The sequence below is a fragment of the Streptomyces sp. KL109B genome (assembly GCF_030766935.1).
Taxonomy (GTDB): Bacteria; Actinomycetota; Actinomycetes; order Streptomycetales; family Streptomycetaceae; genus Streptomyces.
This window is the reverse complement of sequence record NZ_JASERL010000004.1, coordinates 188,789-208,961: the sequence shown is the minus strand read 5'-3', so window position 1 is coordinate 208,961 and position 20,173 is coordinate 188,789. Positions and strand designations below refer to the sequence as shown.

16 protein-coding genes and 2 tRNA genes are annotated in these 20,173 nt (G+C 69.1%); 12 read left to right on the top strand and 6 right to left on the bottom strand.

Annotated elements, in window-relative coordinates:
• Positions 1–2: 2 nt before the first annotated feature.
• A complete protein-coding gene (locus RBJ65_RS15590; protein WP_306323072.1) occupies positions 3–1,232 on the bottom strand; it encodes a GNAT family N-acetyltransferase in 1,230 nt (409 codons plus the stop codon).
• Between the two features lie 139 nt (positions 1,233–1,371).
• Between RBJ65_RS15590 and RBJ65_RS15585 the strand changes: the two genes are divergently transcribed.
• Positions 1,372–2,547: a PP2C family protein-serine/threonine phosphatase gene (locus RBJ65_RS15585; protein ID WP_306323071.1), complete on the top strand. Its 1,176-nt coding sequence runs from the start codon at positions 1,372–1,374 to the stop codon at positions 2,545–2,547.
• A gap of 41 nt (positions 2,548–2,588) precedes the next feature.
• Here the strand turns inward: RBJ65_RS15585 and RBJ65_RS15580 are convergent, their stop codons facing one another.
• Positions 2,589–3,770 (bottom strand): cation:proton antiporter, encoded by a 1,182-nt coding sequence (locus RBJ65_RS15580; RefSeq protein WP_306323070.1) that lies wholly within the window; start codon positions 3,768–3,770, stop codon positions 2,589–2,591.
• Between the two features lie 207 nt (positions 3,771–3,977).
• A complete protein-coding gene (locus tag RBJ65_RS15575) occupies positions 3,978–5,168 on the bottom strand; it encodes an acyltransferase family protein (RefSeq protein WP_306323069.1) in 1,191 nt (396 codons plus the stop codon).
• Between the two features lie 511 nt (positions 5,169–5,679).
• On the opposite strand from RBJ65_RS15575, the gene RBJ65_RS15570 reads away from it, so the two are divergent.
• Positions 5,680–5,874, top strand: coding sequence for a hypothetical protein (locus tag RBJ65_RS15570; RefSeq protein ID WP_306323068.1), 195 nt, complete (start codon positions 5,680–5,682; stop codon positions 5,872–5,874).
• Positions 5,875–5,964: 90 nt separating this feature from the next.
• On the opposite strand, the gene RBJ65_RS15565 is transcribed toward RBJ65_RS15570, so the two are convergent.
• Positions 5,965–6,035 (bottom strand) — tRNA-Gly (locus RBJ65_RS15565).
• A gap of 139 nt (positions 6,036–6,174) precedes the next feature.
• Here RBJ65_RS15565 and RBJ65_RS15560 point away from each other — a divergent pair.
• From RBJ65_RS15560 to clpX, 5 genes are all read left to right on the top strand, one after another.
• Positions 6,175–6,251, top strand: a tRNA-Pro gene (locus tag RBJ65_RS15560).
• Positions 6,252–6,412: 161 nt separating this feature from the next.
• Positions 6,413–7,807, top strand: a complete 1,395-nt coding sequence (tig, locus tag RBJ65_RS15555) for a trigger factor (protein ID WP_306323067.1) — start codon at positions 6,413–6,415, stop codon at positions 7,805–7,807.
• A 406-nt stretch (positions 7,808–8,213) separates the two neighbouring features.
• Positions 8,214–8,819, top strand: coding sequence for an ATP-dependent Clp protease proteolytic subunit (locus tag RBJ65_RS15550; protein ID WP_306323130.1), 606 nt, complete (start codon positions 8,214–8,216; stop codon positions 8,817–8,819).
• Between the two features lie 61 nt (positions 8,820–8,880).
• The gene (locus RBJ65_RS15545; protein WP_306323066.1) at positions 8,881–9,540 is read left to right on the top strand and encodes an ATP-dependent Clp protease proteolytic subunit; all 660 of its coding nucleotides are present in this window, start codon (positions 8,881–8,883) and stop codon (positions 9,538–9,540) included.
• A gap of 170 nt (positions 9,541–9,710) precedes the next feature.
• Positions 9,711–10,997 carry an ATP-dependent Clp protease ATP-binding subunit ClpX gene (clpX, locus tag RBJ65_RS15540; protein WP_306323065.1) on the top strand — a complete coding sequence of 429 codons (1,287 nt, stop codon included), beginning with the start codon at positions 9,711–9,713 and terminating at the stop codon, positions 10,995–10,997.
• An 87-nt stretch (positions 10,998–11,084) separates the two neighbouring features.
• On the opposite strand, the gene RBJ65_RS15535 is transcribed toward clpX, so the two are convergent.
• A complete protein-coding gene (locus RBJ65_RS15535; RefSeq protein ID WP_306323064.1) occupies positions 11,085–12,140 on the bottom strand; it encodes a hypothetical protein in 1,056 nt (351 codons plus the stop codon).
• A gap of 115 nt (positions 12,141–12,255) precedes the next feature.
• On the opposite strand from RBJ65_RS15535, the gene RBJ65_RS15530 reads away from it, so the two are divergent.
• Both RBJ65_RS15530 and RBJ65_RS15525 read left to right on the top strand, forming a co-directional pair.
• Entirely contained in the window at positions 12,256–14,907 is a 2,652-nt protein-coding gene (locus RBJ65_RS15530; RefSeq protein WP_306323063.1) for a valine--tRNA ligase, read from the top strand.
• Between the two features lie 139 nt (positions 14,908–15,046).
• Positions 15,047–16,243: an ATP-binding protein gene (locus RBJ65_RS15525; protein ID WP_306323062.1), complete on the top strand. Its 1,197-nt coding sequence runs from the start codon at positions 15,047–15,049 to the stop codon at positions 16,241–16,243.
• Positions 16,244–16,320: 77 nt separating this feature from the next.
• On the opposite strand, the gene RBJ65_RS15520 is transcribed toward RBJ65_RS15525, so the two are convergent.
• Positions 16,321–17,328, bottom strand: coding sequence for a rod shape-determining protein (locus RBJ65_RS15520; protein ID WP_306323061.1), 1,008 nt, complete (start codon positions 17,326–17,328; stop codon positions 16,321–16,323).
• 155 nt (positions 17,329–17,483) lie between these two features.
• Between RBJ65_RS15520 and RBJ65_RS15515 the strand changes: the two genes are divergently transcribed.
• The 3 genes from RBJ65_RS15515 to ndk all read left to right on the top strand — a co-directional run bounded on the left by RBJ65_RS15515 (position 17,484) and on the right by ndk (position 19,901).
• Positions 17,484–19,013, top strand: coding sequence for a folylpolyglutamate synthase/dihydrofolate synthase family protein (locus tag RBJ65_RS15515; protein ID WP_306323060.1), 1,530 nt, complete (start codon positions 17,484–17,486; stop codon positions 19,011–19,013).
• Between the two features lie 5 nt (positions 19,014–19,018).
• Positions 19,019–19,363, top strand: a complete 345-nt coding sequence (locus tag RBJ65_RS15510) for a DUF4233 domain-containing protein (protein ID WP_306323059.1) — start codon at positions 19,019–19,021, stop codon at positions 19,361–19,363.
• Between the two features lie 124 nt (positions 19,364–19,487).
• Complete coding sequence (ndk, locus tag RBJ65_RS15505) at positions 19,488–19,901, top strand: nucleoside-diphosphate kinase (RefSeq protein WP_306323058.1); 414 nt, start codon at positions 19,488–19,490, stop codon at positions 19,899–19,901.
• The last annotated feature ends 272 nt before the right edge of the window (positions 19,902–20,173 follow it).

Genomic DNA, 20,173 nt, shown 5'->3' with positions numbered 1-20,173 from the left:
CGCTAGAACCCGTGCGGCAGCCACGGCGCCACCGGCACCCCGAACGCCACCGACGCCTCCGCCAGCGCCCCCGGCCGCGCCTCGCGCACCCGCCCGGCCCCGGCCAGCTCCATCAGCGACGCGTCACCGAGATACGCCGCACCCAACTCCCGTACGGACAAGGACAGTTCCGCCGGTTCCTCGGTCCGCTTGCAGGACGCGCCCTTCGCGTCGCCGACGAGACGCCAACGCCCCTCGTTCCAGGGGCAGAAGGCGTCCGCCACCTCGAACACGACGTCCACGGGCGTGAGATACGTACGCGCTTCGAGCGCCTGACCCACATCCACAAGCCGTACGTGCATCGAGTCCCGCACCCGCACCGCACACCGCCGGACGTCGGAGACCAGCGAGAACAGCGGATCGTCCACCGGCAGGTTGTCACAGTGCACCGACTCCGTCAGGTCGATGTCGGTCAGGAACCGCCACAGCGCCGCGTACGCCGCGGGCTCGACCGCGGTCACCTCCCGCACCAGAACCGTGCTGCGATCCACCCCGTGCTCGGACTCCGGCTTCACCGAGAACCGCGCGAACCCGACCGTCTCCCCGTCCCGCTCCGCCACGACGCACAGCAGGGCCGAGGCCCCGCCGCGCTCCTGCGGCGGGTCGAGCAACGGCAGCCGCTCCCAGCCGGGCAGCCGCGCGAGCATCCCGGGCCGCGTCCCCACGGTCCGCAGATACACGGCCTCGCACCGCTCGGCGGCCTCCGCCACGTCCACGTACCGCAGCCGTACGTCGTCGGCCCCGGCGGGCGCGTCGATCCGGACGCGCTGGGACTCGATGCGGACGGTCGCCTTACGGGTCCCGATGCCGTAGCCGAACCGCCCGTAGATCACGGGTTCGGACGCCGTGAGCACGGCCAGGGGCTCGCCCCACTCGCGTACGTCGTCGAGTTGACGCCGCATCATCGACGTCAGGATGCCGCGCCTGCGATGGGTCGTGGCGACGCTGACCATGGTCACGCCCGCCGCGCCAACGAACGCCCCGCCGGGCACCGAGACCCGGAACGGGAAGGCACCCGCCGTGCCCACGCACTCGTCCCCGTCCCAGACCCCGAGCGAGCGGTCGACCGCGGTCAGCTCCTGGTACAGGCCACGTTCCTCCGGGGACTCGACCACCCCTCCGAAGGCCCGCTCCAACTTCCCGTACCACTCGTCCCACTCGCTGTGCCGCAAGGTGCGCAGTTCGGTCGCCATACGCCATCACTACCAGTGGCAGGCCGTCGCGAGCGAGGGAATTAAGGCCGGTATCGGCGCTGACGCGGGTGCCCGAAAAGGGGGACAAGTGGGACCTCCCGTGCACAGGTCCGGAGCCGGTGGATAGGGTCCACGAGCAATGGCGGTACGACGAGAAGAGCGGCGCGGGCGCGGACAGCGCGCGGAGGCCGACACGTTCCCGGCCCGGTTGAGGATGCGTATCCACCGGGCCCGCACAGCCGTGCGCAAATCCGGCGTGGACTACTTCCGCGGGGACGGCTCGGACTGGATCGCGCTCGCCGGACTGCTGATCACCGTCCCGCTGATCGCCTTCGGCACCATCCTCAACCCCGTGTGGTGCGCGCCCGCCGCGCTCGTCCTGCCGATCGTCGCGGGCGGCCTGCTGCTGCGCCCCGCCAGCCTGCTCGGCCTGTACGCGGCGGCGGCCGCGGCGCTGATCGTGGAGTCGTTCCAGCTCGGCCCGTACACGCAGCGCGCGGCCGGCGTCACGCCCGGCACCGTGCTCACGGTCGCGGCCTGCGGCTTCTTCGGCCTGCTCATCGCCCAGTTCCGCAGCCGGGTCGGGGTGCCCTGGCGGCGCGGCGGAACGATGCTCTTCGACCTGCGCGAGCGGATCCGTACGCAGAGCAGGCTGCCGAAGCTGCCGCAGGGCTGGCACCGCGAGATGGCGCTGCGCCCGGCGGGCGGCCAGTCGTTCTCCGGTGACTTCGTGGTGGCGGCCCGTACGAACAACGGGCGCACCCTGGAGGTCGTCCTCACGGACGTGTCCGGCAAGGGCATGGACGCGGCCAGCCGCGCGCTGCTGCTCGCGGGAGCCTTCAGCGGACTGCTCGGCTCGCTGCCGCCGCACGCGTTCCTGCCCGCGGCCAACGGCTATCTGCTCCGCCAGGACTGGGACGAGGGCTTCGCGACCTCCATCCACCTCGTCCTCGACCTCGAATGCGGGGACTACGAGCTGTACTCCGCGGGCCACCCGCCGGGCCTCCAGCTCAGCGCCGGTTCCGGCCGCTGGGAGGAGAAGGCGGCCGACGGTCCGCTGCTCGGCGTCTACGACGGCGCCGAATTCGACGCCACGAAAGGGACGTTGCGCCCCGGCGACGTGCTGATGCTGTTCACGGACGGCCTCGTGGAGACCTCCGACCGGGACATCAGCGAGGGCATCGACCGCCTCACCGGGGAAGCCGACCGGTATGTGACCGGCGGCTTCCACGGTGCGGCCTGGCACCTCATCGAGGCGGTCGCCAAGGACGTCAACGACGACCGGGCGCTGCTGCTGATCTGCCGGGACGCGTAAGGGCTTTACGAGGCCGGGACGCGTAAGGGCCTTACGCGGCTCTACACCCCGACTTCGACCCGTGGCTCCTCTGCCACCGGCGCCTTCGCCTTCACCGGTAGAAACCGGGCCAGCCAGGCGGAGCGCCCCGCGGCCAGCGGCCCGAGCACCGCGAGCAGCAGCACGTACCCCGCGATGAACGGCGAGAGCCGGTCGTCGAGCCCGGCGCCCGCGGCCATCGTCGCGAGGATCAGCGCGAACTCGCCGCGCGCCAGCAACGTGGTCGAGATGTTCGCGGCGGGCCCCGCCCCGAACCCGTAGATCTTCGCCCCGCCGATGCCCGCGAGCACGTTCATGACGAGCGTCAGCGCGACCGCCGCGAGCACAGGCCACAGCACGCTCGGCAGGTCACCGGGGTCGATGGAGAGCCCGAACCCGAAGAAGAAGATCGCGCCGAAGGCGTCCCGCAGCGGGTGCACCAGGGCCCGGATCCGCTCCCCGGAGGTGGTCGAGCCGAGCATCAGGCCGACCATGAACGCCCCGATGGCGTCGGCGACCCCGAACCACTCCGAGACCCCGGCCACGAACACCGCGGCGCCGAGGAAGGAGATCACGAGGAGCTCGTCGTCCTTGATGTTGAAGAGCCGGCCCACGATCCGGGTGCCGAACCGCGCGGCGAGCGCGAGCAGCAGCAGGAACCCGAAGGCCTTCCCGCCGTCGAGCACGGCGGCCGACAGCGAGTCCGCGCCCGACAGGATCGGCTGGAGCGCGGCCAGGTAAAGGGCGAGGAAGATGTCCTCGACCACGATGATCCCGAGGATCGGCTTGGTCTCGGGGTTCCCGAGCCGGCCGGTGTCGACGAGCACCTTGGTGACGATCGCGGACGACGAGATGCCGAGCACCCCGGCGAGGACCAGAGCCTCGGATGTGCCCCAGCCGAGGGCGAATCCGAAACCGAGGCCGGCGCCGACGTTCAGCGCGAGGTACGTCCCTCCGGCGAAGGCCATCTTGCGGCCGCCCGCCTTCAGATCGTCCATGTGGAACTCGAGGCCGAGATAGAAGAGCAGCAGTACGAGGCCGAGCGCGGAGAGCATCTCCAGGTCGTGCGGGTCGGAGAGCAGCACGACGCCCGGCGTATGAGGGCCGAGGAGTATCCCGGCCAGGATGAACAGGGGAATCGTGGGAAGTCCTATGCGCCCGCCCAGGCGAGCGAGGACGGCGGCGGCCAGAAAGGCGCCGCCCATGGCGATCAAGGTGTCTGCGTGTCCGATGGGCCCGTTCCTCCTTGGTCCAGATTGGTCAAGAGAGCGTCAAGAAAGCGTCAATACTTAGCTTACCAAACGACCTGGAGTAAGAGTCCTTGGTCATGAGTGAGGTCATGAGTGAGGCCCCGCAGTACGCGCTGAACGCGTGCTGCGGGGCCTCGATGTCGGGGGCGATGTCGGGGTCGGTCAGGCCCGCTGTCTGGCCCGCGCCGTCTCGGCGGCGTCCTTCTTGAACGCCCACGGCATCTTCGGCTCCATGGCGAAGCGGAAGACCCGTTGCACCGGTGGGGTGCACAGGGCGGTGACGACCGCCGCGGCGACGATCGTGACAATGACCGCGCCGTACGGGGTCTGGGTCCAGTCCGCGTCGAACCAGCCCCAGAACCGGGAGCCCTTCGCCAGGAACCCGTGCAGCAGATACCCGTACAGCGTCCCGGCGCCGAGCACCGTGAACCACGTCCTGCGCCCCGGCACCCACGCGAAGAAGCACGCCGTGAGCACGAGCGAGCAGCCGAACAGGGCCAGGGTCATGACGACGCCGACCCACCACGGAACGCCCAGCTCCTGCGCGCTGTCCCGGTGGTAGAACCACACCGACGTCATGCGCGGCGCCGACCAGTAGGCGAGCAGGAAGGCGCACGCCGCGATCGGTACGGACAGGATCCGCACCTCGCGCCGCCGCACGAGCTGGAAGTGCTCGGGCTTCATGCACAGGCCCAGCACGAAGAACGGCAGGAACTGCAGCACGCGCTGCAGGTCCAGGTCGTCGCCGATGTCGGGGGAGACCGACGCGAGGACCGCGATCGCGATCGAGAGCGGGATCGGCCAGCGGACGACCTTCCAGATCGGCGTGGTGAGCCGCCAGATGAACAGCGCGACCAGGAACCAGGTCAGAAACCACGGGTCCAGCAGGCTGATCGGATGCGTCGGATCGTCGTCGGCCCACCGCTTGAAGAAGCTGTACGCGACCTCGAAGATCACGTACGGCACGGCGACGCCGGTGATCAGGCGCCGCAGCCGGTCGGGCCGCATGTCGAAACTGCGCGAGAAGTAGCCGGAGATGACGATGAACGCCGGCATGTGGAACGTATAGACGATCTCGTACAGCGCTTCGGCGGTACGGCTGCCGTCCGTCAGCGGCTCCCAGGAGTGGCCCATCGCGACGAACACGATGGCCAGGTACTTGGCGTTGTCGAAGAACGCGTCGCGCTGTTTCGGCTTGGGGGTGCCGGCCGGAGCGGGGGCCGGGGCGGGCGCGCTGGGCGCCGCGGTCTGCTGGGGAGCGGGGGGAGTGTGGGGGGATTTCTCGTCCGCGGGCCGCGCCGCCGGTGGCAGCGGGGTGCGGTGCGAGCCTTGCGGGTACAGCGAGTTGGTCACAGGCCCTCCCACCAGGAACTCGGGGAGACCGTAATGAACCGCACTGCGCCGGTGGGGATGAAGGCGGCGTGGAACATCTGAGGCACCCTAGTGGGGCTTCTGTGATTTCGTAAAACCCTCAACGCGATTCCTCCTTGGTGTTTCCAGGTACCCCCGATTGCGCAGAAGACGACTTGGGGTTTGTGCGGTTGTGCCCGGACGATTTGCCCAATGCTGGCCATATGACCGATTCGTCCCGTGAGGCTTGGTCGGTAATTGGACATCGCATTTCCTTGATTTTCCTGTGTGCGAACCAAGGGGAAACTGAGAGAAAACCTGCACGTCGTATGCGGGCCGGCCGCGCACGGCCGCCGGGGCGATAGAAACGATCAAGCCGAAACCAGCGGGTGCGTGGCCGACGATGCGTCACGGGTCGCATAGGGGCGCCGGGTTGGTGGCACGATGGTTCTGGCGGGGGGTGGGGCTGAACCCCCCGGGCCGGGAGAGCGGACCGACCTAGGGTGTGATCAGTGTGGCCATTTCGCTGTCAGTGGTGCTGTTGTTGGCGATCGTCCTCGTCGTCCTCATGCGCGGCGGCTCGATCAAAGCGGGGCCCGCCATAGTCGCGGTGCTCTTCGGCTTCTTCCTCGCGTCGACCGGAATGGCGCCCGCGATCAACAACTTCCTCAACTCGGTCGCGGACAGCATCAGCGCGATCAAATTCTGAGGCGGCGGCCCGGGCGCCCGGCGCAGACCCACGAAAAAGCCTCCGGCCCGGATCCACAAGGAGTGGAACCGGGCCGGAGGCCATTCACAGAGCGGGCGACGGGAATCGAACCCGCGTAGCTAGTTTGGAAGACTAGGGCTCTACCATTGAGCTACGCCCGCACAGCCGCACCGCAGGTCGGTGACCGCGGTACGCAGGCATCGTAGCGGGTCGAGGGCGCCGAGTGCACACCCTCTTTCCGGCGGCCCGCAGGGCGGGAGCCGCACTGCCTGCGGGCATGTACCCTACGTGTCGCACCGACGGGGTGTGGCGCAGCTTGGTAGCGCGTCCGCTTTGGGAGCGGAAGGCCGTGGGTTCAAATCCCGCCACCCCGACCAGCGTTCGGGCGCAGGTCGTCAGACCGCCCCGGGGTTCTCCGAGATCGCGTCAAGATCGCATTGTGGGTCAGCAGCGGCGTGCCGTTACTATGCAAGCTGCATGCCCGTGTGTCTCTCAAGCCGGGCACGATCCCAGAAGTCAGCCCCCAAGGAGACCCACCGTGAAGAGCGCCGTCGAGACCCTGAACCCGACCCGGGTTCGGCTCAGCATTGAGGTGCCCTTCGAGGAGCTCAAGGACAGCCTCGACGCGGCGTACAAGAAGATCAACCAGCAGGTCACGGTGAAGGGCTTCCGCAAGGGCAAGATCCCGGCCCGCGTCATCGACCAGCGCTTCGGCCGCGGTGCGGTGCTGGAGGAGGCCGTCAACGACGCGCTCCCGAAGTTCTACACCGAGGCCGTCAACGAGGCGGAGCTCAACGTCCTCGGTCAGCCCGAGGTCGACATCACGGACCTGAAGGACGGCGAGACGCTGAACTTCACCGCTGAGGTCGACGTGCGCCCGACGATCGAGATTCCGGACTACTCCGGCATCGAGGTCGAGGTCGACGCCACCGAGGTCACCGAAGAGGACGTCGACAAGGCCGTCGAGCAGCTGCGCGACCGCTTCGCCTCCACCGCGCCGGTCGAGCGCGCCGCCGAGGACGGCGACGTCGTGACGATCGACCTGGAGGCCAAGGTCGAGGGCGAGGTCCTCGAGGACGGCGTCGCCTCCGGCGTCTCGTACACCATCGGCTCGGGCGAGCTCCTCGACGGCATCGACGACGCCGTCAAGGGCCTGGAGGCCGGTGGCGAGGCCACCTTCACCTCCGAGCTCAAGGGCGGCTCCGCCGAGGGCAAGGACGCCGAGGTCACCGTCAAGGTCACCCAGGTCGCCAAGCGTGAACTGCCGGAGCTCGACGACGAGTTCGCGCAGCTCGCCTCCGAGTTCGACACCCTCGACGAGCTGAAGGCCGACAGCCGCAAGCGCCTCGAGAACCAGAAGCTGAACGACCAGGCCACGCAGGCCCAGGAGCGCGTCCTGGAGAAGCTGCTCGAGCTGGTCGAGGTCCCCGTCCCGGAGAAGCTCCTCGAGGACGAGGTCAACACCCGCAAGCACAACCTCGAGAACCACCAGCTTGCCCAGATGGGCCTGAACCTCGAGAAGTTCCTCGAGATCCAGGGCAAGACGGTCGAGGAGTTCGACGCCGAGACGAGCGAGCAGGCCGTCAAGGGCATCAAGACGCAGTTCGTCCTCGACGAGCTCGTCAACAAGGAGAAGCTGAACGTCAGCCAGGAGGAGCTCACCGAGCACCTCATGCGCCGCGCCGCCTCCTCCGGCATGTCCCCCGACCAGTTCGCCCAGGCCGTCGTCGAGGGTGGCCAGGTCCCGATGCTCGTCGGCGAGGTCGCCCGCGGAAAGGCCCTTGCCACGGTCGTCGAGGCCGCCACGGTCAAGGACACCAACGGCGAGGTCGTCGACCTCTCGGACGACGAGGAGGAGACGGAGGAGGCCACCGAGGCCGCCGAGGCCGCCGCCGAGTCCACCGACTCCGCCGAGGAGTCCAAGGAGGCGTAAGCGCCTCCGCGCGTAGCGTGTGAGCGGGCCCCCTGGAACCGTCCGGTTCCGGGGGGCCTGTTCTGCTTTTGTCTTGGGGGCGCGGGGAACTGCGCGCGCAACGCACGACGAGCGCCATGAGCCACAGGGTGTGACGCCGTCGCGGCTTCGGGCCGGCCGTGGCTGGGCGCGCAGTTCCCCGCGCCCCTGGCGGCACCGTTCCCAGCCCACCCGTACAAGAGCGAAGCGCCCCGTACCTGCGCTCACAGCGAACAGTTGCACTGGCGGGATTCCCCGGAGGGACCCGCGCGTTAGGGTCCATGAAGAGGAGGGCCAGGGAGTGCGTCGCACTCGCCCCGGCCCCAGCTAAAGACGCGAGACGGCGCGTAGCCGTCAGAGACGAGCAGGTGGATACGTGACGAATCTGATGCCTTCCGCCGCAGGCGAGCCGTCCATCGGTGGTGGCCTCGGCGACCATGTCTACAACCGGCTGCTCGGCGAGCGCATCGTCTTCCTCGGCCAGCAGGTCGACGACGACATCGCGAACAAGATCACCGCGCAGATGCTGCTCCTTGCCGCCGACCCGGACAAGGACATCTACCTCTACATCAACAGCCCCGGTGGCTCGGTGACGGCCGGCATGGCGGTCTACGACACCATGCAGTACATCCCGAACGACGTCGTCACCATCGGCATGGGCATGGCCGCCTCCATGGGCCAGTTCCTGCTGACCGGCGGCACCGCGGGCAAGCGCTTCGCGCTCCCGCACACCGACATCCTGATGCACCAGGGTTCCGCGGGCATCGGCGGTACCGCGTCGGACGTGAAGATCCAGGCCGAGTACCTGCTGCGTACGAAGCAGCGGATGGCCGAGATCACGGCCCGGCACTCCGGCCAGACCGTCGAGACGATCATCCGTGACGGTGACCGCGACCGCTGGTTCACCACCGAGGAGGCCAAGGAGTACGGCCTCATCGACGAGATCATCACTGCCGCTACGGGCGTTCCGGGCGGCGGCGGCACCGGCGCCTGATCCTCGCGATCAGCACCGGCCAAGCCTGCCAAGCCCACCCTCACCAGGACGGAACACCGACATGAACAACTTCCCCGGCAGCGGCCTGTACCAGGGCCCCCAGGTCGACAACCGCTACGTGGTGCCGCGCTTCGTCGAGCGCACCTCGCAGGGCGTGCGCGAGTACGACCCGTACGCGAAGCTCTTCGAGGAGCGCGTCATCTTCCTCGGCGTGCAGATCGACGACGCGTCCGCCAACGACGTCATGGCGCAGCTGCTGTGCCTGGAGTCGATGGACCCGGACCGCGACATCTCCATCTACATCAACAGCCCCGGCGGCTCGTTCACGGCCCTCACGGCCATCTACGACACGATGCAGTTCGTGAAGCCGGACATCCAGACGGTCTGCATGGGCCAGGCGTCCTCCGCGGCCGCCGTGCTCCTCGCCGCCGGTACGCCGGGCAAGCGCATGGCCCTGCCGAACGCGCGCGTGCTGATCCACCAGCCCTCCGGCGGCACCGGCCGTGAGCAGCTCTCCGACCTGGAGATCGCGGCCAACGAGATCCTCCGTATGCGTACGCAGCTGGAGGAGCTCCTGGCCAAGCACTCGACGACGCCGATCGAGAAGATCCGCGACGACATCGAGCGCGACAAGATCCTCACGGCCGAGGACGCCCTCGAGTACGGCCTGGTCGACCAGATCATCTCGACGCGCAAGATGAACAACGAGGCGATCGCGTAAGAGGGCGCTGTATCGTCTGCCATTCCCCTTGGCGCGGACACGAACTCCCCACGGGGTGAAGTGAACCGTGCCAAGGGGGGCCCGAACGGGGGGCCCGGCAAGGTACCGTCGGATACAGGCACCAGGAGCCGCTTTACGCGAGCGTCTCCCAGGCGAAGGGGAAGCACCTCGTGGCACGCATCGGTGACGGCGGCGATCTGCTCAAGTGCTCGTTCTGTGGAAAGAGCCAGAAGCAGGTCAAGAAGCTCATCGCAGGCCCCGGTGTGTACATCTGCGACGAGTGCATCGACCTCTGCAACGAGATCATCGAGGAAGAGCTCGCCGAGACGAGCGAAGTGCGCTGGGAAGAGCTTCCCAAGCCGCGCGAGATCTACGAGTTCCTCGAGAGCTACGTCGTAGGACAGGAAGCCGCCAAGAAGGCCCTGTCCGTCGCGGTGTACAACCACTACAAGCGCGTCCAGGCCGGCGAGAACGGCGGGGCGAACGGGCGGGACGACGCGATCGAACTCGCGAAGTCCAACATCCTGTTGCTCGGCCCGACCGGCTCCGGAAAGACGCTCCTCGCGCAGACACTGGCGCGCATGCTCAACGTCCCGTTCGCCATCGCCGACGCGACGGCGCTGACGGAGGCGGGGTACGTCGGCGAGGACGTCGAGAACATTCTGCTGAAGCTGATCCAGGCGGCCGACTACGACGTCAAGAAGGCCGAGACCGGGATCATCTACATCGACGAGATCGACAAGGTGGCCCGCAAGTCGGAGAACCCGTCGATCACGCGTGACGTGAGCGGTGAGGGCGTACAGCAGGCCCTCCTCAAGATCCTTGAGGGGACCACCGCTTCCGTACCGCCGCAGGGCGGCCGCAAGCACCCGCACCAAGAGTTCATTCAGATCGACACCACGAATGTGCTCTTCATCGTGGGCGGCGCGTTCGCAGGGCTCGAGAAGATCATCGAGTCGCGGGCGGGCGCCAAGGGCATCGGCTTCGGCGCGACCCTGCACTCCAAGCGCGAGCTGGAGGAGAAGGACCAGTTCCAGGAGGTCATGCCGGAGGACCTGGTGAAGTTCGGGATGATCCCCGAGTTCATCGGCCGCCTCCCGGTCATCACCTCGGTCCACAACCTCGACCGCGAGGCGCTGCTCCAGATCCTCGTCGAGCCGAAGAACGCCCTCGTCAAGCAGTACGAGCGGCTCTTCGAACTCGACGGTGTGGAGCTGGACTTCGAGCGCGAGGCCCTCGAGGCCATCGCCGACCAGGCGATCCTGCGCCGCACCGGCGCGCGCGGTCTGCGCGCCATCATGGAGGAGGTCCTCCAGTCGGTGATGTACGAGGTCCCGTCCCGCAAGGACGTGGCCCGCGTCGTCATCACGGCGGACGCCGTCCACTCGAACGTGAACCCGACGCTGATCCCGCGGGACGCCCGCGGCAGCGACGGCGGCGAACAGAAGTCGGCGTAGCTCCGCTCGCTTACGCGGAAGGGCCCCGGTCGGAGATCCGACCGGGGCCCTCCTCCGTAAGCACACAGCTGCCGGGGCGGCGGCCGCCTACTTGGGAACGCGGACCTCGTCGCGCAGCTTCGCCGTGGTGTCCGCCGCCTCGCTCAGCGGCGTCTCCTCCTTCGCGACGATGGCGCCCGCGTCGGAGTACATGATGTACGTGACCGTGCTGTGGTCACCCCACACGCACATCGGCATCTTGAAGCTGGACGGCATGCCAGAGGCGGACGAACTGCCGCTGCCCATGTCGTACTTGGCGTTCTGGCACTTCATGACGCCGTTCTTGAAGCCGCTCGGCGTGAACTTCTGGGGGGAGCCCTCGAAGGAGACCTTGGCGCCGCCCAGGGTGTCGGTGCTGCTCTTGGACTTCCGCTGCATTTCGGAGAAGAGCGAGTCGACGACCTTCTCCGGGTCCTCGATCTTTCCGTAGATGCCGCCGAAATTGATCGCCTTCTGCGTGGCGCCGGAACCGGCCTGGTACGTGGCGTTCACGCTCTTCGGGTCGGTGACGCCCCACGCCTTGGCCTCCTCCAGATCCTTCTGGCTGAAGCTGCCGCTGCTGGTCGTGCCGCCGCCGCTCTTCTTGTACTCGCCGCCGAGGACCGAGGCGGGCGTCGTCAGCTTGTGCGCGCCGTCGTCCGCGACCGAGCCGCCGCCGCTGCCGCTGTCGCCGCCGGCGAAGATGAAGTAGCCCCCGACGCCGAGCGCCGCCACCACGACGACCGCGCCGAGCACGATGGCGAGCGTCTTCTTGCCGCCACCACCGCCTGTGGGCGGCTGCTGCGGGTACTGGCCGTACGGGGCCTGCGGGGGCTGACCGTAGGGGCCCGGCTGCTGGGGCTGGCTGTAACCGCCGGGCGGCTGCTGCGGCGGCTGACCGTACGGATTCGGCTGCTGCGGCGGAACGCCCTGCGGCGCCTGCGGCGGGGCCTGCGGCGGCTGCTGCGGGTAACCGTAGCCGGGCTGCGGCGCCTGCGGCGGCTGGCCGTACGGGCCCGGCTGCGGCGGCTGACCGTAGGGGCCCGGCTGCTGTGGCTGCTGACCGTACGGGCCCGGCTGCTGGGGCGGCTGGTTCCCGTACGGGCCCGGCTGGTTGTGGCTCATTACTCGCGTTCCCTCCCGTTGCTTATGTGCTGCCGACATCCTGACGTACGTGGGTGCGATCCGTTCCACCGGATTCGGTTTCAGTACGAGCTTGTAACCCCTCTAAACTGGCCCCGTGACCGAGAACTCTCAGCAGCAGACCCCAGCGCCCACCTCCGAACTGCCGACCCAGTACGCGCCGGCCGAAGTAGAGGGGCCGCTGTACGAGCGCTGGGTAGAGCGCGGTTACTTCGACGCCGATCCCAAGAGCGAGAAGCCGCCGTACACGATCGTCATCCCGCCGCCGAACGTCACCGGCTCGCTGCACCTGGGCCACGCCTTCGAGCACACGCTGATCGACGCCCTCACCCGCCGCAAGCGCATGCAGGGCTACGAGACGCTGTGGCAGCCCGGCATGGACCACGCGGGCATCGCCACGCAGAACGTCGTGGAGCGCGAGCTCGCCAAGGAGGGCAAGTCCCGCCACGACCTCGGCCGCGAGGCCTTCGTCGAGCGCGTGTGGCAGTGGAAGGCCGAGTCCGGCGGCCAGATCGCCGGCCAGATGCGGCGCCTGGGCAACGGCGTGGCCTGGAGCCGCGACCGCTTCACCATGGACGAGGGGCTTTCCCGCGCCGTCCAGACCGTCTTCAAGAAGATGTTCGACGACGGCCTCATCTACCGCGCCGAGCGCATCAGCAACTGGTGCCCGCGCTGCCTGACGGCCATCTCGGACATCGAGGTCGACTACCAGGACGACGACGGCGAGCTCGTCTCCATGAAGTACGGCGAGGGCGAGGACACCATCGTCGTCGCGACCACGCGCGCGGAGACGATGCTGGGCGACACCGCGGTCGCCGTCCACCCGGACGACGAGCGGTACGCGCACCTCGTCGGCAAGCGGATCAAGCTGCCGCTGACCGGCCGCACGATCCCCGTCGTCGCGGACACGCACGTCGACCCGGAGTTCGGCACGGGCGCCGTCAAGGTCACCCCCGCCCACGACCCGAACGACTTCGCGATCGGCCAGCGCCACGACCTGGAGGCGCTCGAAGTCCTCGACGAGCGCGGCGTCATCACCGCCCACGGCCCCTTCGAGGGACTCGACCGCTTCGAGGCGCGCTCGGCGATCGTCGCCGCGCTGCGCGCCGAGGGCCGGATCGTCGCCGAGAAGCGCCCGTACACGCACTCCGTCGGGCACTGCTCGCGCTGCAAGACGACCCTTGAGCCGCGCCTTTCGCTGCAGTGGTGGGTCAAGGTCGAGCCGCTCGCCAAGGCGGCCGGCGACGCGGTCCGCGACGGCCGGACGAACATCCACCCCGCCGACCTGACGCAGCGCTACTTCGACTGGGTCGACAACCTCAACGACTGGTGCATCTCCCGCCAGTTGTGGTGGGGCCACCGCATCCCCGTCTGGCACGGCCCGAACGGCGAGACCGTGGCCGTCGGCCCCGACGAGCAGCCGCCGAGCGGCGAGGGCTGGCACCAGGACACCGACGTCCTGGACACCTGGTTCTCCTCAGGACTGTGGCCGTTCTCCACGCTGGGCTGGCCGGAGCAGACCGAGGACCTCGCCAAGTTCTATCCGAACTCGGCCCTGGTCACCGGCTACGACCTGATGTTCTTCTGGGTCGCCCGGATGATGATGTTCGGCCTGTACGCGATGGACGGCGAGGTCCCCTTCAAGACCATCGCCTTCCACGGCATGGTCCGTGACGAGCACGGCAAGAAGATGTCGAAGTCCTTCGGCAACGCGGTCAACCCGCTGGACTGGATGGACACTTACGGCTCCGACGCGCTGCGCTTCACGCTCGCGCGCGGCGCCAACCCGGGCATCGACGTCCCGATCGGCGAGGACTGGGTCCAGGCGTCCCGGAACTTCGCCAACAAGATCTGGAACGCGACCCGCTTCGCGCTCATGAACGGCGCCACGGTCGAGGGCCCGCTCCCGGCCGCGGACGAGATGACGGCGACCGACCGCTGGATCCTCTCCCGCCTCAACAAGACGGTCGCCGAGGTCGACGCGTTCTACGACGACTACCAGTTCGCGAAGCTCTCCGACTCGCTCTACCACTTCGCGTGGGACGAGGTCTTCGACTGGTACGTCGAGCTGTCGAAGACGACGTTCATGGCGGGCGGCGAGCCGGCGAAGGTGTCGGGCCGGGTCCTCGGCGAGGTCCTGGACGTCATGCTGCGTCTCCTCCACCCGATCGTCCCGTTCGTCACGGAGACCCTCTGGACGACGCTCACGGGCGGCGAGTCCATCGTCATCTCGGACTGGCCCAAGGCTGTGTCTGTTCCTGGTGCTGACGCACCGGGTGGCTTCCGCGACGAGGCCGCCGAGCAGGAGATCGCGACGCTCCAGCAGGTCGTCACCGAGGTCCGCCGCTTCAAGGGCGACCAGGGCCTCAAGGCGGGCCAGCGCGTCCCGGCCCGCCTCACCCTGGACGGCACGTCCCTGGTGGCGCACGAGCCGGCCATCCGCCAGCTGCTCAAGCTGCAGCCCGAGGGCGAGGGCTTCACCGCCACCGCCACGCTGCCGGTCGCGGGCGCCGAGGTGGCGCTCGACCTGTCCGGCGCGATCGACGTCGCGGCGGAGCGCAAGCGCCTCGCCAAGGACCTCGCCGCCGCCGAGAAGGACAAGGCGGCCTCCGAGGGCAAGCTCGGCAACGAGGCGTTCCTCGCCAAGGCCCCGGACCACGTGGTCGACAAGATCAAGGGCCGGCTCGTCAAGGCGGACGAGGACATCGCCCGCATCCAGGCCCAGCTGGACCGCCTGCCGCAGGCCTGACACTCGTACGGCCCGCTTCTCGTACGAACACGAGGGCCCCCGGAACCGCAGGGTTCCGGGGGCCCTCGTGCTGCTCGGCGCGACGGATCAAGGTAAGAAAGGGGACGTAACGGGAGCAGTCACGGGGAAATGGGGCTCAATGCACGACCAGGCCGAAGGGGCGGTGACGGCCGGGGAGGCGGTGACCGCACCGGGGCGCCGCCTCGGCCGGCTCTGGTCGCGCCTCGAACGCTGGCGCGGCACGCCGTTCGCCGTCGACCTCGTCACGGCCGCCGGCTGCTTCGTCCTGATGAGCCTGGACATCCCCGGCCTGGCCAGGGCGGACAACGCGCTCAGCGGCGCGACCGCCACGATCGTCCTCGCCGCCGGTTCCGCGACCCTGCTGCTGCGCCGCCGCGAACCGTGGGGCCCCTGGCTCCCGTATCTCGTCGGCCTCGTCTTCCTCGGCTGGCTGCACGATGTGACGCTGACCCAGTTCGCCCTGTACTCCGTGGCCCGCTACCGGGGCCGGGGCTCCGGCATCCTCGCCTGCTGCGGCTACCTCGTCTGGGCCTGCGCCGCGTACGCGCTCTTCGAGTGGCCCGCCTACCGGGGCGGCGAGAGCGTCAGCCAGTTCCTCGCCCTCGCCGTGCCCATAGGGGTGCTCGCGACCGGTGTCGGCATCGCCGCGCGCCGTATCGACCTCGTACGCGCCCTGGAGGCCAAGGGAGCCGAGACCGCGCTGCTCCAGGCCGTGCAGCAGGAGCGCTCCGACGTCGCGGGCGACGTGCACGACTTCGTGGGCCGCGAGCTGACGATGCTGTCGGTACGGGCCGAGGTGCTGTCGCGGCGGGCCCGCGGCGAACGCTGGGAGCAGGACTTCGACGAGCTGTCCGAGACGGCCCGCCGCGCCCACCTCCTCCTGAACGAGATCGTCGTACGCCGGGGCAGCGGCGGCGGCACCCCCACCCCCGGCCTCGACGCGCTGCCCCGCCTCGCCGAGGAGAGCGCGGCGGCCGGCAACACGATCACCGTCGACGTGGACGACGCCGCCCGCGCCCAGTCCCCGCTGCGCCAGGCCGCGGTCTACCGCGTCGTCCAGGAATGCCTCACCAACGCCGCGAAGCACGCCCCCGACCAGCCGGTCACCGTCACGGTGTCCGTGGCCGCCAACCGCCTCCACGTCACGGTCACCAACCCCCTCCCGCCAACCGCCCCGACGACCGCCCCGGTCTCAGCGGGCACCGGCACGGCAGGCATGGAGGAACGCGTCCTCTCCCTGGGCGGCACCTTCGAGGCAGGCCCGGGGGACGGAACCACGTACGAGGTGAAGGCAACCTTCCCGGCAAGGACGTAGGGGCTTGTCCTTAGGGGCGCGGGGAACTGCGCAAAAAACGCAACCACAGCAACACCGCACCCACAAGACAAACCCAGTTACGCCGCCATCATCCGCTGCAACCCGTCGAAGTCATCCACACACTTCCCGCACCCCAACGCGACCGAATCCAACGGATCCTCCGCAACAAAAACCGGAATCCCCGTGCCGGAGGCAATCCGCAGATCGAGCCCCGGCAACAACGCACCCCCACCCGTCAGCACGATCCCGTGCTCCATCACGTCCCCCGACAACTCCGGAGGACACTCCTCCAACGTCGCCCGCACCGCCGCGATGACCGCCTCCACGGGCTCGTCGAGCGCGGCCCGCACCTCCCGCACGGTCAGCTCGACCGTCTTCGGCAGCCCCGCCACCTTCTCCCGCCCCCGCACGGTGAACGCCCGCATCTCGAACGCGTCCTCACCCGGCACCGGCCACGCCGAACCGATCGCGACCTTGATGTCCTCGGCCGTACGCTCCCCGATCAGCAGCCCGTGCTCCTTGCGCACGAAATCCGTGATCGCCTCGTCGAAGCGGTCTCCGCCCACCCGCAGCGACTGCGAAGTGACCACGCCGCCAAGGGAGATGACGGCCACCTCGCTGGTGCCGCCACCGATGTCCACGACCATCGACCCGCGCGGATCCGCCACCGGAAGCCCCGCCCCGATCGCCGCCGCCATCGGCTCCTCGATCAGGTGCACCGTCTTCCCGCCGGCCCGCTGCGCCGCGTGCACGATGGCCCGCCGCTCCACGGGCGTGACCCCGCTCGGCACGCACACCACCATGCGCGTACGGGGGCGCCGGCCCGGCACCACCTTCCGTACGAGGTGCCGGATCATCTCCTCGGCCGCCTCGTAGTCGCTGATCACGCCGTCCCGCAGCGGCCGGATCGCGGTGATGGACCCCGGGGTGCGCCCGATGGTCTCCTTCGCCTCGCTCCCCACGGCGAGCACCTCGCCGCGCCCGCCGGCCTTCACGGCGACGACCGAGGGTTCGTTCAGCACGATGCCCTGACCGCGCACGTAGAGAAGGGTGTTGGCGGTGCCGAGATCGATGCCTATGTCCATGATCAGCAAGTTTGCCGGGCCGGACACCGTTCCGGAGGGACCAAGGTCCCGAAACGGACAGGACCAAAGTCCTGAACTGGGATGTCGGGGATGGCGGACCGGGACGGCGGGTGGGGTCGGGCGCGCTGTCGGTGGACCTCCGTAGACTGGCGTACGTGAGTGACCTCCCCCCGCGCGACAGCGGCGATTACGACCCCGCAGACGACGCCGACCCGTTCGAAGAGATCGTCGGTGAAGAGACCACCCGCGACCCCGACCTGGCGGTGATCGAGGCGGGCAGCCGCACGCTGCGCACGCAGTCGGCGCCGCCGCAGGGCGACGGGATTCCGGCCCGCCCCGAGGACCCCGAGGTGGAGAAGGCGCTGCGGGTGGTGGAGGCCGAGCTCGCCACGCGCTGGGGCGAGACGAAGCTGGAGCCGTCCGTCGACCGCATCGCCGCGCTGATGGACGTACTGGGCGAGCCGCAGAAGGCGTACCCCTCGATCCACATCACGGGCACGAACGGCAAGACGTCCACGGCCCGCATGATCGAAGCCCTGCTCACGGCCTTCGACCTGCGCACCGGCCGGTACACGTCGCCGCACGTCCAGTCGATCACCGAGCGGATCAGCCTGGACGGCGCGCCGATCGACCACGAGCGCTTCGTCGAGACGTACGACGACATCAAGCCGTACATCGAGATGGTGGACTCCCAGCAGGAGTACCGCCTCTCCTTCTTCGAGGTGCTGACCGGCATGGCGTACGCGGCCTTCGCCGACGCGCCCGTGGACGTGGCGGTCGTCGAGGTCGGCATGGGCGGCAGCTGGGACGCGACGAACGTGATCGACGGCTCGGTCGCCGTCATCACCCCCATCGACCTCGACCACACCGACCGGCTCGGCTCCACGCCCGGCGAGATCGCCACCGAGAAGTCCGGCATCATCAAGCAGGACGCCTCCGTGATCATGGCGCAGCAGCCGGTGGACGCGGCGCAGGTGATCCTGAAGAAGGCCGTGGAGCGGGACGCGACGGTGGCTCGCGAGGGCCTTGAATTCGGCGTCGTCCGGCGCGAGGTCGCCGTGGGCGGCCAGTTGGTGACGCTGCGCGGGCTCGGCGGCGAGTACGAGGACATCTTCCTTCCGCTGCACGGCGCGCACCAGGCGCACAACGCGGCCGTCGCGCTCTCCGCCGTAGAGGCGTTCTTCGGTATCGGCTCGCAGCACGCGCGCCCGCTCGACATCGACACGATCCGTACGGCGTTCGCCTCGGCCACGTCGCCCGGCCGTCTCGAAGTGGTCCGGCGCTCGCCGACCGTCGTCCTCGACGCCGCGCACAACCCGGCGGGCGCCCGCGTCACCGCCGAGGCGATCGGCGAGGTCTTCGACTTCAGCCGCCTCATCGGCGTCGTCGGGGCGAGCGGCGACAAGAACGTACGGGGCCTCCTCGAAGCCTTCGAGCCGATCTTCGCCGAGATCGTCGTGACGCAGAATTCCAGCCACCGCGCCATGGACGCCGACGAACTGGCGGGCATCGCGGTGGAGGTCTTCGGCGACGACCGCGTGCAGGTCGAGCCGCGCCTCGACGACGCGCTGGAGGCCGCCATCACGCTCGCCGAGGAAGAGGGCGAGTACGCGGGCGGGGGAGTGCTCGTGACCGGTTCCGTGATCACGGTCGGCGAGGCCCGGCTGCTCCTGGGGAAGGGCTGACCGCCATGCGTACCTTGTGCTCCTCGACCCTGCTCGCCGAGTTCTTCGTCATCGGCTTCGCCGGGCTCGTGGCCATGAAGGACGAGAGCCTTTCGGCCGGTGTGGTGTGGACGGTGTGCGGCGTCGCGATGCTGCTCAGCGTGCTGCTGTGCGGCATGGTGACACGGCCCGGCGGCGTCCAGCTCGGCTGGGCCCTCCAGATCGCCCTCGTCATCAGCGGCTTCTTCGTCCCCCTCATGTTCTTCCTCGGCGCCTGCTTCGCCGCCCTCTGGTGGGCCTCGGTCCACTTCGGCCGCAAGGTCGACGAGGCGAAGGCACGGTGGGCCGAATCCAGCCCCTCCGGCGTTTGAGGAGCGGGGTCCGGGGCGGAGCCCCGAGGCGCAGGACCGGCGCCGCCCGCCTGTCACGGCGGCGGTGACGCCCTGTAACCTCGTCCGTCACCGCACAACTAGGCCCCACAAGGAGTCCCGCAAAATGACCCAGCGCACGCTCGTCCTGCTCAAGCCCGACGCCGTCCGCCGCGGCCTGATCGGCGAGATCATCGGCCGCATCGAGCGCAAGGCCGGCTGGACGATCAGCGCCCTCGAACTGCGCAGCCTGAGCCAGGAGACGCTGGAGACGCACTACGGCGAGCACAAGGGCAAGCCTTTCTACGAGCCGCTGGTCGCCTTCATGTCGTCCGGCCCGGTCGTCGCCCTGGTCGTCGAGGGCGAGCGCGTCATCGAGGGCGTCCGCCAGCTGGCCGGGCCGACGGACCCGATCGCCGCCGCGCCCGGCTCCGTCCGCGGCGACTTCGGCGTCATTGTTCGCGAGAACCTGATCCACGCCTCCGACTCCGAGGAGTCCGCCGAGCGCGAGCTCAAGATTTTCTTCCCGGATTTCTCGTAAGTCGCGGTACAACGTAAGCCGCCGCGAAACCGGACTTCTCGCATTCCGGACTTCGCGTCGGACGGGTGAGACACCCGGTGTCCGCTCCATGAGACTCCACGAGACCGGCCGAGTTCGTTTTCTGATGTCGCGTCAGTCACGGAGCGCCACTGACCAGGAGCGGCCCGAGAATTCGGGCCGCTCTTTTGCATACGCGGCCCAATTGGGGGAACGCAATCCTCCGTCGGCACGTCCCCATTAGCGGGGCGGGGACTCCCATGCTGACAATGGCG

Coding starts and splice junctions, on each gene's coding strand:
- RBJ65_RS15590 (WP_306323072.1), bottom strand. CDS start 1,232: ATGGCGACCGAACTGCGCACCTTGCGGCACAGCGAGTGGGACGAGTGG.
- RBJ65_RS15585 (WP_306323071.1), top strand. CDS start 1,372: ATGGCGGTACGACGAGAAGAGCGGCGCGGGCGCGGACAGCGCGCGGAG.
- RBJ65_RS15580 (WP_306323070.1), bottom strand. CDS start 3,770: ATGGGCGGCGCCTTTCTGGCCGCCGCCGTCCTCGCTCGCCTGGGCGGG.
- RBJ65_RS15550 (WP_306323130.1), top strand. CDS start 8,214: ATGCCTTCCGCCGCAGGCGAGCCGTCCATCGGTGGTGGCCTCGGCGAC.
- RBJ65_RS15545 (WP_306323066.1), top strand. CDS start 8,881: ATGAACAACTTCCCCGGCAGCGGCCTGTACCAGGGCCCCCAGGTCGAC.
- RBJ65_RS15535 (WP_306323064.1), bottom strand. CDS start 12,140: ATGAGCCACAACCAGCCGGGCCCGTACGGGAACCAGCCGCCCCAGCAG.
- RBJ65_RS15525 (WP_306323062.1), top strand. CDS start 15,047: ATGCACGACCAGGCCGAAGGGGCGGTGACGGCCGGGGAGGCGGTGACC.
- RBJ65_RS15520 (WP_306323061.1), bottom strand. CDS start 17,328: ATGGACATAGGCATCGATCTCGGCACCGCCAACACCCTTCTCTACGTG.
- RBJ65_RS15510 (WP_306323059.1), top strand. CDS start 19,019: ATGCGTACCTTGTGCTCCTCGACCCTGCTCGCCGAGTTCTTCGTCATC.
- ndk (WP_306323058.1), top strand. CDS start 19,488: ATGACCCAGCGCACGCTCGTCCTGCTCAAGCCCGACGCCGTCCGCCGC.